Origin of the sequence: Peptoniphilus gorbachii (assembly GCF_016908115.1) — a bacterium.
Classification (GTDB): Bacteria; Bacillota; Clostridia; order Tissierellales; family Peptoniphilaceae; genus Peptoniphilus_A; species Peptoniphilus_A gorbachii.
Map to the genome: position 1 here is coordinate 281,500 of NZ_JAFBDH010000001.1, position 14,048 is coordinate 295,547.

The following is a 14,048-nucleotide window of genomic DNA, read 5'->3' on the forward strand; positions in this document are numbered from 1 at the left end:
AAAATGATTAAATTTAATTTATTTGGTTATAAAAATATTAAAGAGAACTTCACTAGTTGATGGTTTTCTTGTTAAAGGAGGAATTAGGTTGAAGAGATGGCGTAAATGGATTGATGCAATTTTTTCTATCGCCTTATTCTTATCCTTATTTTGCACGTATTTTTTATTATACGATTATGGCAAAATAACGGCACAGTTAGGAAGTTTTTATAAACAAGAATGGTTTTTCTATTTCCTAACTATAGTATCAGCAATAGCCGGTCTATTTGCCCTATTTACTTTAATTAGGGTCATAGTCCTTCCTTCCCTCAACTCCTATGTTGTAGATAAGGAAGATGACGGTGAAATGCTTATCACTTCAAAGGCAGTTGAAAATAATATTTTAACTACTGTCGATAAATTTGGCGAAGTGAGAAAGTCAGATGTTGATGTAAGAGTAAACAATGGTAGTAAACATGAAATCAGCGCAAAAGTAACTTGCGGAGTAAGAGAAGGCATTAATTTAAATTCCTTAGGTAAACAAATTAAGGAAGATGTATCTTCTAACTTAGAAGAGCTTACTGGTTATTCAGTAACAAAGGTAGATGTGGAATTCTACAATATCAAAGAAGATTCTGGTAAAAGAGTTGTTTAGGAGGCTCATATGAGAAATAATTATGGAAATTTTCCGGATTATCAAAATAATTATGAGAACTCCAGAAAAGGCCAAGATGATCAAAAGATTGTTTTTGTCGAAAAAAAGAAGGACAGAGATATTTCTATATTAAGAGAAAAATTTAGAAATTACACTAGACTTCACTGGAATGAATTCAAGTACACCCTACTTGGACTAATAATTGCAATACTGTTTTTGACAATAGGTTTTTTCAGAACACTTTTGGTAATTATCCTATTTTTCATAGGAAATTCCTATGGTAAATTCAAAGATGGTGATCCTAGAATTTTATTTTGGTTAGAGAAAATGTTTAGAAAGTATTAAATAAGTATTAATTTTAAAAGGAGAGATTTATAATGGCATCAGAAGCAAAATATAACGAATTAGCAGGCATAAACAAGAAAGAACAAGAAAAAAGAGAAAAAGCTCAAAAAAGAGAAGAATTTAAAGAAAACCTTCAAGAAGATTTCAGAGACACACGAGATGACATCAAAAATGCAGCTGAAAAAGAAGAAAAACATGAATCTAAATTAACTTTTGAAGATTCAGTTATTGAAAAGATTGCTGCAATTGCATGTCACGAAGTTCCAGGAGTTCTTGATATGAAGGGTGGTTTCTTCTCAGGTATCTCTGAACAATTTGGTGGATACAACCTAACAAAGGGCATCTCTGCAGATGTTGGAGAAGAAGAAGCTGCAATTGACGCATCAATAATCCTTGAATACGGACATTCCGCACCAAAGGTATTTGAAGAACTTAAGAGAAATATTACTCAATCAGTTGGACAAATGACTGGTCTAAAAGTTGTTGAAGTGAATGTTCGTGTTGACGATGTTATGACAAGAAAAGAATTTCAACTTAAAAACAGAGACGATAGAAACGATGGACAAGGTTACAACCAAGGACCATCTCTAAGATAATAGTTTAAATCTTTTTAAGGAGCTCGATTTTGTCGGGCTTCTTTTTATATTTTAGACTTTTTATAATGTAAATTTGAAAGGAGAAAACTATGCACTATACAGGAGAAGTTTACAGACCACCTCTTGAAGCTTACACACCTCTTTTAGAAGTAACTTATGGATGTTCACACAATGATTGTGTTTTTTGTACCATGTATAACAACACACCCTTTGGTATATCTCCCCTAAAAGAGGTAGAAGATGATATTATTGAACTTGCAAGCTCACCATCAAGGACCTATAGGCCGATGGAAAGGATTTACCTTTTAAATGGTGATCCCTTTGTTTTAAAGACGGAAAGACTTTTGGAAATTTCTGACTTAATAAAAAAATATATTCCAGAAGTAAAAACTATTACAGCTTACTGCTCTTTTTATAATTTAGAAAATAAATCTGTTGAAGATATGAAAAAATTAAAAGAAGCAGGTTATAATGAATTGTGGTTTGGTGTAGAGACAGGAAATCCTGAAATACTAAAATTTTTAAACAAAGGAACAGACATTGAGGGATATTATAGGGGACTAGATAAGATGAAGTCTGCTAATATGGACTACCATGCAATAATAATGCAAGGTGTTGGTGGAAAAGGTAAATCTAAAGAGAATGCAATTGACACTGCAAAAATTTTAAATTACTACCCGCCAAAAGGTGTATATGTAATGAGTACATCTGTAATAGAACCCTCCCCTCTTTATTATATGAGAGAAAAGGGAGAATTTGTAGAAACTACAAATAGGGAGAATTTAGAAGAGCAAATTTTCCTTTTAGAAAATCTGACATTGCCAGATGAAACCCTATATTCCTCTGGTCACATGGTAAATATGATAAATGTAACTGGTTATATGTCAGACAAGGATAAAATGATTGACAAAATAAAATATGCTCTTGAAACAATTGACCCAAAAGTTTTAGATATGACAAATCAAAAAATTGCAAGATAACTCTCATTATTTGGGAGTTATCTTTTTTATTGCACTAAAAAAGAGCCCTAAGGCTCTTAATTTAAAGTTTAATTATAATACACGTGTCGCGTTAACATATCTTTCTTGGTAATATCCTTCGTCAAGTGATGATGTCATAACTTTTCCTTGTCCAGAAGAAGCGTGGATAAATTTTCCATCTCCAACGTAAATTCCAACATGACTAACTCCATTACCCACTGTATTGAAGAATACTAAATCTCCTTCTTGTAAGTCGGATTTTGAAACTTGTTTACCAAAAGTTGATTGAGAAACTGAAGATCTTGGAATTGAGATTCCCAATTCATTATTATAAATTGAATAAACTAGACCTGAACAATCATATCCATCTTTACCAGTATCCCCGTAAACATATGTAGATCCTAGTTTATTTTCAGCAGAATTAATAACTTTAGCTGCTATAGAAGGATTAGCTGCAGGAGCTTTCTTCACTTCTTTACTTTCCTTATTTACTTTATCTTTATTTTTTATAACTTCTTGAATTTCTTTTTCATCAAAAGATAAATCTGACTTAGCATCAACTTTTACTGCTACAGCCTTATCAACTTTTAAACCTGAAACAATATTTAGATTTTTTGCTTCAACATTGTAGAAATTTCCATTATCTTGAATTACAAAAAGTCCATTATTGAAATCAATAACATTAACAAGTTGGTTTTTGTTTAGATTTAATTTTTTTCCATTGTCACTTTTTGCGACTGTATTATTTTTAACTTGAACTTCTGTAACATTATTTCTCTTATCAGAAACTTTTTTAATTGCTAATCTATCAACGTTACCTACAGTTCCATCGTTACACTTAATTTTTGCCTTATTGTCATCAATAGAAATACCAACTGCATATTCGTCAACAAAAAGACTTCTGATTATTTTTCCATTATCATCTAAAATTGGACTTGCTTTTACAATTTTATATGTAGGAACATCTACTTCTGTAAGTAAAATCTTTTCTTGTGGAATAGTAACTTTAGCTTTGCCCTTTTGAATGTAATATTCATTACCCTTATTTTGAAGGATTTCTACTTTTTCACCAATAGCAAATTCAATTTCATTACCACTATATGTTTTTTGTACATGTTCGTTAATAAATACTCCTGTATCTTTCATGCCAACTACTGAAATTGCGCATAGTGCAAATAAACCAAGTGGCAATTTATTCTTTAAGGATTCCAATACTAACAACTCCTATACTCTTAATTTTGTATTTTTAAAAATAGTTACTTTCGTGCATTTTTTATTGCTACTTAAGTATAACAAAGTTATTACAAAAAAACAACAAAAAGTTACAAAGAAGTTAAAATAATTTTAACTTCTTTGTAACTTTTGTCAAAAGAGTTTAAATTATGTAGTAAGCAAATCTATAAGCCGCGTTCTGTTTTGTCAACTATCTATCTTGTATTATAGTCGCCTATAATCTCTAGCAACCTACCTACCGGCAGATGCGAGCAACATCTGTTATTCCTATTTGGTTTTGCTCCGAATGGGGTTTACATAGCATCATTATCACTAATGATCTGGTGAGCTCTTACCTCGCCTTTCCAACCTTACCCTAGGGCGGTATATTTCTGTTGCACTTGCCTTGGGGTCGCCCCCACTGGCCGTTAGCCAGCATCCCTGCTCTATGGAGCGCGGACTTTCCTCACATTTGTGCAGTTGACCAATTTACTTACTAAAATATTTTACCACTAAAATCCTTAAAATTCAAGTTCAAAGCTATTTTCTTCTTCAATATAAAAAATTAAATCACTAAACTTTTCACTTAGTCTTTTTTTTATCTTTGGAAGAATAATTTTTTCGGAATAAAAATGTCCCACATCAATTAAAATTATTCCTTCTTCGTAAGCTCTTTGTCCATCGTGATATTTTATGTCTCCTGTAATATAGGCGTCCACTCCAACTTTTTTGGCATCAGAAATAAAATCAGATCCAGAACCTCCAAGGATTGCAAGTTTTTTTATCTCTCTCTTATCTCTTCCATAAACTTTTATTTTTTTTACTTCTAATTTTTCTTCTAAAAAGTTTAAAAGTTCTACCAGAGAATAATTTTTTTCAAGTTCACCAATTAAACCCATGGTTTTTTCTTCTTCAAAAGTAAAAGTTTTTTTATTATTTAAATTTAATTTTTCAAAAAGGCTGTCATTTACACCATCAGAAGCTATGTCCATGGAAGTGTGATAGGAAAATACAGAAATATTATTTTTTATAAGCTTAATTATATTATCTCCCCTATAAGTTCCCTGGATAATTCTTTTTTCCCCAGAAAAAAAACATAGGATGGTGAGTTATAATTAGCTTAGAATTCATTTTTATTGCTTTGTCGATGACTTTATCAGATATATCTAAAGCAAGAACTACAGACTCTGTATCGCCCTTAAATTCAATTTGACTACCAGAATTATCCCAGCTAAGTTGGAAGTCTTTTCTTGCCCAGCCTTCCATATAATTTTTAATTTCACTAATTTGATATTTCATCTATAGCCTCCTCTGTTCTTTTTAAAAGATTTATAAGCTCATCTCTTCTCTTAATTGAACGTTTATTATCCTTATTTATCTTGTTTAAAATTTTTTCAAGTTCAACTTTTCTTTCACTTAAATAAGCTAAATAAACCTTATCTTTTTTATTAATTAAACTTTTTGAGAAATAGAAATCTAATTCATCTAATGATTTTCTCTTTCCATTAAATTTTGCAATAATAATTTCAAAATACCTATCATCTTCAAAAATAATTTCTTCATCAATTATTTCAAAGCCCATATTATTCAATTCTCTTCGCAAGATATTTGTCTTTTGCATTGGCTGTAAAATCAATTTTTTTGCGGACCTAGAAATTTCAATTGAATTTAAAATAATTTCTGCTATTTGAATGCCACCAAGACCTGCGATAATAATATTGTCTCGGTTTTCTTTTACAATTCCATTGGCAAGAATATTTCTTATAAATTTTTCATTGCCCGTTTTTTTTGTAAGTTCAATAGATTTTTCCAGAGAATTTTTTGAAATATCTGTAGCAATAATGTCCCTTGAGATCTTTTTTTCGCATAAAAAATTGGGCACATATCCGTGATCTGTGCCCACATCAATTACCGTTGCGCCAAAATCTACAAGCTCTGCAATTTTTTTTAGCCTACTCGATAAATTTATCATTCTAAATAATCCTTTAATTTCTTTGATCTTGATGGATGACGTAATTTTCTTAATGCCTTAGCTTCAATCTGTCTAATTCTTTCACGAGTTACATCAAATTCTTTTCCAACTTCTTCAAGTGTTCTGGCTCTTCCATCATCAAGTCCAAATCTAAGTGTAAGAACCTTTTTTTCTCTATCTGTTAAGGTTTCAAGAACACTATTAAGTTGTTCTTTTAAAAGAGTAAATGTAGCTGCATCTTGTGGAGATAAAATTTCATCATCAGGAATAAAATCACCTAAATGTGAATCTTCCTCTTCACCAATTGGAGTTTCAAGAGAAACTGGCTCTTGAGCAATTTTTTGAATTTCGCGAACTCTCTCTACATCTAAACTCATTTCAGCGGCAATTTCTTCTGGAAGTGGATCTCTTCCTAAATCTTGAACAAGTTGTCTCTGAACTCTAACAAGTTTATTAATAGTCTCAACCATATGAACTGGAATTCTTATAGTCCTTGCTTGGTCTGCAATTGCTCTAGTAATAGCTTGTCTAATCCACCAAGTAGCATAAGTTGAAAATTTAAATCCTTTAGTATAATCAAATTTATCTACTGCTTTCATAAGTCCAAGGTTTCCTTCTTGAATTAAATCCAAAAAGCTCATGCCTCTTCCAACATATCTCTTTGCAATGGAAACTACAAGTCTTAAATTCGCTTCAGCAAGTTCTTTTTTAGCAAGTTCATCTCCTGCTTCCATTCTCTTTGCAATTTCCACTTCTTCATCAGCCGTAAGTAGAGAAATTTTTCCAATTTCTTTTAAATACATCCTAACTGGATCATCAACAGTTACACCCTTAGGAACTGATAAATCTTCTTTAGAAATATCTACTTCATCTTCATCATCTTTTAAATCTTTTTTATCAACTAAATTGATACCTTCTTTTTCAAAAGTTTTATATAGTTCATCTATATCATCAGAATCTATTTGAATCTTTTCAAAGGCATCGCCTATCTCATCATAACTAAGCTTTCCATCTTTCTTTCCATCTTTTAAAAGCTGCTCTGTTATTGATTCAACAGAATCCATATTTTTTTTATTTTCACTCATAATTGCCCTCCTCTTTCAACTCGCTTAACTTTAGATTAATCTCTTTAAGTTCATTTAAAGTTTCGAGTAAGAGATTTTTACTTTCTTCCCCTTGAAGCTTTTCAATATTTTCCAAGATTTTATTTTTTTTCTTTTGGAGATAATTTTTCTCTACAGTTGTAATTAATTCATCGACAACTTTGTCATTTACCTTGATTTTTTTAATTATTTCTAAAATATTTTCTTTAAAATTAAAATCTATTAGTCTATTTTTTTCCAATAAATTTAAAAATTCAGGTATTTCCATTTCATCTTCAAACATCTTAGGAATCTCCTCAAAAACAGCTCTTGTCATTGAACTGGTAAAATAATAAACTTGAACTTTATTTTTGATATAAGTATAAATATCATTATCAAGTAAAGAATAAGATAATAATTCCTCTTGTGCTTTAGTTTTAGAACTTTTCACAACATTTGTATTTTTCTTTATCTTGAACTTTTCTTTTTTAGCACTATTAATTTTATTTCTATTTAAATAATTTATATAATTTTCAATTGCTTTATAAGAAATATTATAGTTCTTCGAGAATTCTTTTACATAAATATCCCTTTCAATAGGATTTTTAATGCCAGATAAAATTTTTGAAGACTCAACAGTAAAATTACTAAGACCTTCAGAATCTTTTAAATTAAAATTTTCCCTTAGTTTTTTTATTTTAAAGTCGATATAGGAAACAGCTTCTTTGATTTTATTTTCGAAGCCCTCAATCCCATATTTTTTTATAAAGTCATCTGGATCTAAGTCAGCTCCAAGTTCAATGATTTTAGGCTTACAAGATTTAGATAGAAATATATCAATTGCTCTTGTAGTTGCGTTTATACCAGCCTTGTCGCTGTCATAACAAATGTATATATCTTTCGCCATCTTCTTAATTCTAGCTGCTTGCTCTTCAGTAAGAGATGTACCAAGGCTTGCTACACTATAATTTATACCACTATTGTATAAAGAAATAACATCCATATAGCCTTCAACTAATATAATTCTTTCGCGGCTTGATTCTCTGGATATAATATTCATATTAAAAAGATTGCTACCCTTATGAAAAATTGGTGTTTCTTTTGAATTTAAATATTTGGGTTTAGCATCACCAAAGCCTCTAGCACCAAATCCTATTACCTTATTATTTCTATTTATAATTGGAAACATTACTCTGTCACGAAATCTATCTATATAATTTCCATTTTTGCTTTTTGAAATTAAATTAAGCTCCAAAAGTTCTTCTTCTTTGTAGCCTAACTCTTTTAAGTGATCGTATAAATCTGTCCAAGTATCTTTAGAATAGCCAAGTCCGTAGGCCCTTATTGTCTTATCATTTAGACCCCTGTCCCTTAAGTACTTTTGTGCCTTTTGTGAGGATTTGAAATTATTTAAAAAATGCATAGCTGCTTCACGATTTATTTCGTAAAGCCTATTTCTTTTTTCTTTAGCTTCTTTATTTTCATCTTTGTATTCAGATAGTCTAACATTATATTTATCAGCCAAAAATTCTACAGCTTCAGGAAAGTTTAAGTTTTCCCTTTTCATAATAAAGGTAATGACATCTCCGCCTACACCACAGCCAAAACATTTGAAAATAGATTTTGAAGGAGAAACAGAAAAGGAAGGAGTCTTCTCAGAATGAAAAGGACAGAGTCCCATATAGTTAGAACCTGACCTTTTTAAATCAACATATTCTCCAATTAAATCAACTATATCTGCTCTGTCTCTTATTTCATCAAGAACATTATCATTTATAACATACAATTAAATGCTCCATCCCTTCGGTATAAAAATATTTTTTATCTGTTTCATGGCATAAGTATCTGTCATACCTGCAATATAATCTGAAACAATATCTTCATCACTGTGAACTCTTCCTTCGTAAAGATCCAAATGATTTTTAGGTATTCTATTTAAATCTTCCATGTAATAATTATATAGCTCTGTTAGTAGTCTCTTTATTTTTACTTCTTCACTTTTGACAATAGAATCCATGTAAACTGTTTTAAACATATACTGTCTAAGTTCCATTGTGGCTTCATAAATCTCTTTTTCCATTTCGATAATAGGCTTGCCATAGGAATTTTTTACTATACCAATAATCATAGTATTTATTCTTTCAGATGACGTGTGCCCTAGGATATCAGTAAGAGACTTTGGAAGTGAATCGGAGGAAATTATGCCAGCTCTAATGGCATCATCAATGTCGTGATTTATATAGGCAATTCTATCGGCAAATTTTATTATTTTACCTTCAAGAGTTTTAGCTTCGCTAGAGCCTGAGTGATTTAAAATCCCATCACGAACTTCTTCTGTTAAATTTAGTCCAATCCTCTTGTCAGATCTTTCTAAAAAGTCTACTACCTTTAGTGATTGCTCTCCATGAATAAATCCACTACTTTTTAATTCATTTAAAACAGCTTCACCAGAGTGACCAAAGGGAGTATGCCCCAAGTCATGGCCAAGTGAAATTGCCTCAACTAAATCTTCATTAAGTCTTAATGCCCTTGCTATCGTTCTTCCAATTTGGCTGACTTCAAGAGTGTGAGTGAGTCTTGTTCTAAAATGATCGCCTTCAGGAGAAATAAATACCTGAGTCTTGTGTTTTAATCTCCTAAAACTTTTTGAGTGAATAATTCTATCTCTATCCCTTTGAAACTCAGTTCTAAGATTACATTTTTCTTCTCTTTCATTTCTTCCCAAAGTTGAATCTGCAAATGTCGCAAAATCAAATAGCATTTTATGTTCAAGTTTTTCTCTCTCAACTCGAAGATTCATCTCATCACATCCTAGATTCCATATGATTAATTATAATTTCAGCAGTTTCTTCAATTGCCTTATCAGAAACATCTATTACAAAACAACCTAGTTCTTCCATAACTTGTTTTGAATAATTTAGTTCTTCCCTTATTCTATCGTAATTTGCATATTTTGCACCTGAAGTAAGTCCAAGGGATTTAAGTCTTTGTTCTCTTACAGAAATAATTTTTTCAGGATTTGCAATAAGCCCAATTACTCTATCCACATCCTTTTCATAAACTTCCTTTGGTACTGGAACTTCAGGAACAAGTGGAATATTTGCCACTTTATATAATTTATTTGCAAGATACATGGAAAGTGGAGTCTTTGAAGTTCTTGAAATTCCAACAAGACAAATGTCCGCTTTTTTTGCACCACGAGGATCCTTTCCATCATCATACTTTACAGCGAATTCAACACATTCAACTTTCTTAAAATAATTTTCATCAAGTCTTCTTATTAGACCAGGTTCTCTAAGAGGTTCATAACCTAAAATATCTTGAATTTGACGCATTGGTTCACCCATAACATCTACTGTATGAAGATTTAGCTCATGAGTTTTTCTTTCAATAAATTCTCTAGTCTCCTTTACTACATTTGTGTAAACTATTAAACTATTGTGAATTTTTGAAGCTTTTTCAAGAACTGGCTTAATTTGCTCAATACTATTGTGATAAGGATATCTAATAATTTCATAATTTTCTGATTCAAATTGTCTTGCCGAACTTTTTGCAATTAATTCACCAGTTTCTCCAATTGAATCAGAGATAACAAAAATAGTAAGTTGTTTATCGTCTTTATTCATTTCTCCTCCTAGATTATCTCTCCGTCACATACATCTACAAAAAGTCTAGTGACATTTGTCTTTGTAAATCTGCCGACAACCTCGAGATCTTTATTATTTTTAACTTCTACAACGGGAAGAGAATCTATTCCCTTTGTCACAATTAAATTTGCAGCTTTATAAACACTATCTTCCACATCGACGTAAAAAACATTAGGCATTCTAGTCATAATTATACTTATTGGAGTCTTTTTTATATCAGCATCTCCAATCATAAATCTAATTAAATCTTTTCTTGAAACAATTCCAGCAAGAAATCCATCTTCTGTAATAAACATAGAAGATAGATCCTCCATAAAAAGACCTACTACCACATCATATACGGAAGTTTTTTGGTCGCATGAAAAAGGAAGTGACATATAATCTCTTAACTTTAATTTTTTTAAATCCTCAGAAAGTTGTGAAATAATAGATTTTCCAGTATAAAAATATCCAAATTTTGGTCTAGCACCTAAAATATTTATCATAGTGAGAACTGAAAGGTCTGATCTAATAGTCGCTCTTGACAAACCTAATTTTTCTGCAATTTCATCGCCTGTAATGGGACCCTCATCTCTTACAATTTCAATAATTTCAGTCTGCCTATCGCTGAATTTCATTTAAACACCGACCTATTCTACAATATTTTCGATTTTTAATATTTTTTGAATATTTTCCTCAATACTATTTATTAGTGCAAGTCTATTTTGTCTAATTTTTTCATCTTCTGCCATTACCATTACGCTATCGAAGAAAGAATCAATTGATGGAACTAAATCATTTAATAGATCCATGGCTCCTTTGTAATTTTCGGAAGAAAGGGCGTCTTTAAATTTATGATCTGACTCTACGAATTTATTATAAAGATTCTTCTCTTCTTCTTCTTTTAAAAGTTCTTCATCTATTTCTGTAAAATCAACATTTTTAGTCAAGTTGTTAATTCTATTGTAGGCATCAACAAAGTTTGTCCTATCATCATTAAACCAATTATTTAATTCTTTTGCCTTTTCAAATATATTGTAAATTTCACTTTCAGGAATTAATACAGCATCAATAATATCGTATCGAATGCCTTCTTCTTGAAGCATTGTCTTAATTCTTCCAAAGAAAAATTCTCTAATATTATTTATAACTTCTTCATGATTAAAAGTAAGTCCTAAATCATTGATGTATTCATATAAACTTGTTTCAATGGCTTCATTTAAATTAAATTTCCAACCAGTATTTCTTATAATGTTAATAATACCAATAGCAGATCTCCTTAGTGCAAAAGGATCTGCAGAACCTGTTGGAATTTCTCCAATAGCAAAAAGACCAACTATTGTGTCAATTTTATCTGCAAGAGAAAAAATTGAACCTACACTTGATTTTGGAAGTTCGTCACCTGCAAATTTTGGAAGATATTGTTCTCTAATAGCAGTAGCAACTATTTCCTTTTCGCCAGAGTTTAGAGCATAAATTTCTCCCATTACACCTTGAAGTTCTGTAAATTCAATTACCATTTTTGTTGTTAAATCAGCTTTTGAAAGGTGTGAAACTCTATCAAGAGCTTCAATTGCTTCATCTGCAAAAGAAAGCGACTTGGCAATTTTCTTTGCAACAACTCCATCTCTCTTTTCCTTTTCAAGCATAGAACCTAATTTGTCGTTAAATAAAACTCCCTTTAGGTTTTCAACATAATCTTCAAGAGGTTTTGAAATATCATCTTCATAGAAAAATTTAGCATCCTCAAGTCTTGCTCCTAGAACTTTTTCATTTCCAGCTATTACAATGTCTTCATAATCCTTAGTTCCATTTCTAACAGTTATAAAATAAGGAAGAAGCTCCCCATCTTGAGAATAAATTGGTGTAAATCTCAAGTGATCAATCATTGTAGTAGTTACTACTTCCTTTGGAAGACTTAAGTATTTTTCCTTAATGCTTCCCTTAATTGGAGTAGGATATTCAACTATAAAAGTTAATTCTTCTAATAAGTCTTCGTTTTCATGAATTTCTCCACCTAGAGATTTTGCAATCTTTGTTGATTCATATTTTATGATTTCACGTCTTTTATTTTGATCCAAAATTACATAGTTTTCTTCAAGTAATTTTTCATAATTATTAACTTCGTCAATAGTAATATCTGAAGATCCTAAAAATCTGTGACCCTTGGTTTTATTTCCAACAGGAATTCCTTCAAAATCAAAAGGAACAACTTCATTATTAAGAAGTGAAACAATCCATCTTATTGGCCTTGCGAATCTAATATTTTTTCCGCCCCAACGCATATTTTTTGGAAAATTAATATCTCTAATTAGTGAAAGCATAATCTCAGCTAAAATTTCAGATGTTTTTCTTCCTATTGATGAGATATTGGCAAAAATATAATCTGTACCCTTTAATTCTTTTATAATTAAATCATCTTCAGTGATGTTTTGTGATTTCATAAAACCTAAGAGAGGTTTTGTAGGTTTTTTGTCATCATCATAGGCAATCTTTACTGAAGGTCCTTTAACTTCTTTTTGTATGTCTTTTTGTTTTTCATCAAGACCTTCTATTATAAGGCTAAGTCTTCTTGGAGTTGCATAAACTTTTACATCTTCAAATCCAATTTCATTTTCTATTAATAATTTTTTTGATTTTTCATTAAGTTGCTCAATTGCCATGTTGACAAATCTTGAAGGCAACTCTTCAACTCCAACTTCAAGTAAATAATTATTCATTTATTTCACCTCTATTAATTAGGGGATAGTTCATTTCTTCTCTGTGTTTTAGGTGTGTCTTTGCCACTAACCTTGCAAGATTTCTAACCCTTTGAATATAACTTGTTCTTTCAGACACAGAAAGAGCCCCCCTTGCATCTAATAAGTTAAAGGCATGAGAACATTTTAAAGTATAATCATAAGCATCAATTACTATGTCATCTTCAATAACTTTATTTGCTTCAGCTTCATACATATCAAATAGCTTTCTAAGCATATCTACATCAGCAAGTTCAAAAGCATATTTTGAATGTTCGTATTCATTTTTCTTAAATACTTCGCCATAAGTTATATTTTCGTTATATTGAATATCATATACAGACTCAACATTTTGAAGATACATTGCAATTCTTTCAAGTCCATAAGTAAGCTCTGCACTTTCAAGATCTAAGTTAACTCCACCAACTTGTTGAAAATAAGTGAATTGTGTTACTTCCATTCCGTCAAGCCAAACTTCCCAACCAAGACCCCAAGCACCAAGTGTAGGAGATTCCCAATTGTCTTCAACAAACCTAATGTCGTGTTTTTTTGGATCAATACCAATTGCAAAAAGTGAATCTAGGTAAAGTTGTTGTACATCTTCTGGAGATGGTTTCAAAATAACTTGCAATTGGTGATGTTGATATAGTCTATTAGGATTTTCACCATATCTACCATCAGCAGGTCTTCTTGAAGGTTCAACATAAACTACCTTCCATTCTTCAGGACCAAGAGATCTCAAGAAAGTATTTGGATTCATAGTTCCTGCGCCTTTTTCAGTGTCATAAGGTTGCATTATAATTGCACCCTTTTCCTTCCAATAATTTTCCAATGTCATAATTAAATCTTGGAAATACATTTTT

Annotated in this window: 15 protein-coding genes and 1 other RNA gene; 4 read left to right on the forward strand and 12 right to left on the reverse strand. The window is 30.9% G+C overall.

Annotated features, from left to right (window positions below):
• Positions 1-88: 88 nt before the first annotated feature.
• From amaP to JOD41_RS01370, 4 genes are all read left to right on the forward strand, one after another.
• On the forward strand, positions 89-634 hold the full coding sequence (gene amaP / locus JOD41_RS01355) for an alkaline shock response membrane anchor protein AmaP (RefSeq protein WP_205051266.1): 546 nt from the start codon (positions 89-91) through the stop codon (positions 632-634).
• A gap of 9 nt (positions 635-643) precedes the next feature.
• A complete protein-coding gene (locus tag JOD41_RS01360) occupies positions 644-979 on the forward strand; it encodes a DUF2273 domain-containing protein (RefSeq protein ID WP_205051267.1) in 336 nt (111 codons plus the stop codon).
• A gap of 32 nt (positions 980-1,011) precedes the next feature.
• Complete coding sequence (locus tag JOD41_RS01365; protein ID WP_205051268.1) at positions 1,012-1,575, forward strand: Asp23/Gls24 family envelope stress response protein; 564 nt, start codon at positions 1,012-1,014, stop codon at positions 1,573-1,575.
• Positions 1,576-1,664: 89 nt separating this feature from the next.
• Positions 1,665-2,555 (forward strand): radical SAM protein, encoded by an 891-nt coding sequence (locus JOD41_RS01370; RefSeq protein ID WP_205051269.1) that lies wholly within the window; start codon positions 1,665-1,667, stop codon positions 2,553-2,555.
• Positions 2,556-2,627: 72 nt separating this feature from the next.
• Here JOD41_RS01370 and JOD41_RS01375 read toward each other — a convergent pair whose 3' ends face one another.
• The 12 genes from JOD41_RS01375 to JOD41_RS01425 all read right to left on the reverse strand — a co-directional run bounded on the left by JOD41_RS01375 (position 2,628) and on the right by JOD41_RS01425 (position 14,044).
• Positions 2,628-3,767, reverse strand: a complete 1,140-nt coding sequence (locus JOD41_RS01375) for a C40 family peptidase (protein WP_205051270.1) — start codon at positions 3,765-3,767, stop codon at positions 2,628-2,630.
• 172 nt (positions 3,768-3,939) lie between these two features.
• An RNA gene (gene rnpB / locus JOD41_RS01380) (RNase P RNA component class A) lies at positions 3,940-4,263 on the reverse strand.
• Positions 4,264-4,288: 25 nt separating this feature from the next.
• Complete coding sequence (locus JOD41_RS01385) at positions 4,289-4,870, reverse strand: Nif3-like dinuclear metal center hexameric protein (protein ID WP_338046847.1); 582 nt, start codon at positions 4,868-4,870, stop codon at positions 4,289-4,291.
• Positions 4,821-5,066: a Nif3-like dinuclear metal center hexameric protein gene (locus JOD41_RS09125; protein ID WP_239540839.1), complete on the reverse strand. Its 246-nt coding sequence runs from the start codon at positions 5,064-5,066 to the stop codon at positions 4,821-4,823. Before JOD41_RS09125 ends, JOD41_RS01385 begins: the two co-directional genes overlap by 50 nt.
• Positions 5,050-5,739 (reverse strand): tRNA (adenine(22)-N(1))-methyltransferase, encoded by a 690-nt coding sequence (locus JOD41_RS01390; RefSeq protein ID WP_205051271.1) that lies wholly within the window; start codon positions 5,737-5,739, stop codon positions 5,050-5,052. The genes JOD41_RS09125 and JOD41_RS01390 overlap by 17 nt, the downstream gene beginning before the upstream one ends.
• Entirely contained in the window at positions 5,736-6,824 is a 1,089-nt protein-coding gene (gene rpoD / locus JOD41_RS01395; protein WP_205051272.1) for an RNA polymerase sigma factor RpoD, read from the reverse strand. The genes JOD41_RS01390 and rpoD overlap by 4 nt, the downstream gene beginning before the upstream one ends.
• Positions 6,817-8,607 (reverse strand): DNA primase, encoded by a 1,791-nt coding sequence (gene dnaG / locus JOD41_RS01400; protein WP_205051273.1) that lies wholly within the window; start codon positions 8,605-8,607, stop codon positions 6,817-6,819. Before dnaG ends, rpoD begins: the two co-directional genes overlap by 8 nt.
• A complete protein-coding gene (locus JOD41_RS01405) occupies positions 8,608-9,621 on the reverse strand; it encodes a deoxyguanosinetriphosphate triphosphohydrolase (RefSeq protein WP_205051274.1) in 1,014 nt (337 codons plus the stop codon).
• Between the two features lie 4 nt (positions 9,622-9,625).
• Positions 9,626-10,447, reverse strand: coding sequence for a pyruvate, water dikinase regulatory protein (locus tag JOD41_RS01410; protein ID WP_156702197.1), 822 nt, complete (start codon positions 10,445-10,447; stop codon positions 9,626-9,628).
• A gap of 8 nt (positions 10,448-10,455) precedes the next feature.
• Complete coding sequence (ccpN, locus tag JOD41_RS01415) at positions 10,456-11,085, reverse strand: transcriptional regulator CcpN (protein WP_156702199.1); 630 nt, start codon at positions 11,083-11,085, stop codon at positions 10,456-10,458.
• A 12-nt stretch (positions 11,086-11,097) separates the two neighbouring features.
• Positions 11,098-13,167: a glycine--tRNA ligase subunit beta gene (gene glyS, locus JOD41_RS01420; protein WP_205051275.1), complete on the reverse strand. Its 2,070-nt coding sequence runs from the start codon at positions 13,165-13,167 to the stop codon at positions 11,098-11,100.
• Positions 13,160-14,044 carry a glycine--tRNA ligase subunit alpha gene (locus JOD41_RS01425; protein ID WP_156702203.1) on the reverse strand — a complete coding sequence of 295 codons (885 nt, stop codon included), beginning with the start codon at positions 14,042-14,044 and terminating at the stop codon, positions 13,160-13,162. The genes glyS and JOD41_RS01425 overlap by 8 nt, the downstream gene beginning before the upstream one ends.
• Positions 14,045-14,048 lie beyond the last annotated feature (4 nt).

Bases quoted from the DNA above. Each gene is read 5' to 3' on its own strand.
- JOD41_RS01360 (WP_205051267.1), top strand. From the start codon at position 644: ATGAGAAATAATTATGGAAATTTTCCGGATTATCAAAATAATTATGAG.
- JOD41_RS01365 (WP_205051268.1), top strand. From the start codon at position 1,012: ATGGCATCAGAAGCAAAATATAACGAATTAGCAGGCATAAACAAGAAA.
- JOD41_RS01370 (WP_205051269.1), top strand. From the start codon at position 1,665: ATGCACTATACAGGAGAAGTTTACAGACCACCTCTTGAAGCTTACACA.
- JOD41_RS09125 (WP_239540839.1), bottom strand. From the start codon at position 5,066: ATGAAATATCAAATTAGTGAAATTAAAAATTATATGGAAGGCTGGGCA.
- JOD41_RS01390 (WP_205051271.1), bottom strand. From the start codon at position 5,739: ATGATAAATTTATCGAGTAGGCTAAAAAAAATTGCAGAGCTTGTAGAT.
- rpoD (WP_205051272.1), bottom strand. From the start codon at position 6,824: ATGAGTGAAAATAAAAAAAATATGGATTCTGTTGAATCAATAACAGAG.
- JOD41_RS01405 (WP_205051274.1), bottom strand. From the start codon at position 9,621: ATGAATCTTCGAGTTGAGAGAGAAAAACTTGAACATAAAATGCTATTT.
- JOD41_RS01410 (WP_156702197.1), bottom strand. From the start codon at position 10,447: ATGAATAAAGACGATAAACAACTTACTATTTTTGTTATCTCTGATTCA.
- ccpN (WP_156702199.1), bottom strand. From the start codon at position 11,085: ATGAAATTCAGCGATAGGCAGACTGAAATTATTGAAATTGTAAGAGAT.
- glyS (WP_205051275.1), bottom strand. From the start codon at position 13,167: ATGAATAATTATTTACTTGAAGTTGGAGTTGAAGAGTTGCCTTCAAGA.
- JOD41_RS01425 (WP_156702203.1), bottom strand. From the start codon at position 14,044: ATGTATTTCCAAGATTTAATTATGACATTGGAAAATTATTGGAAGGAA.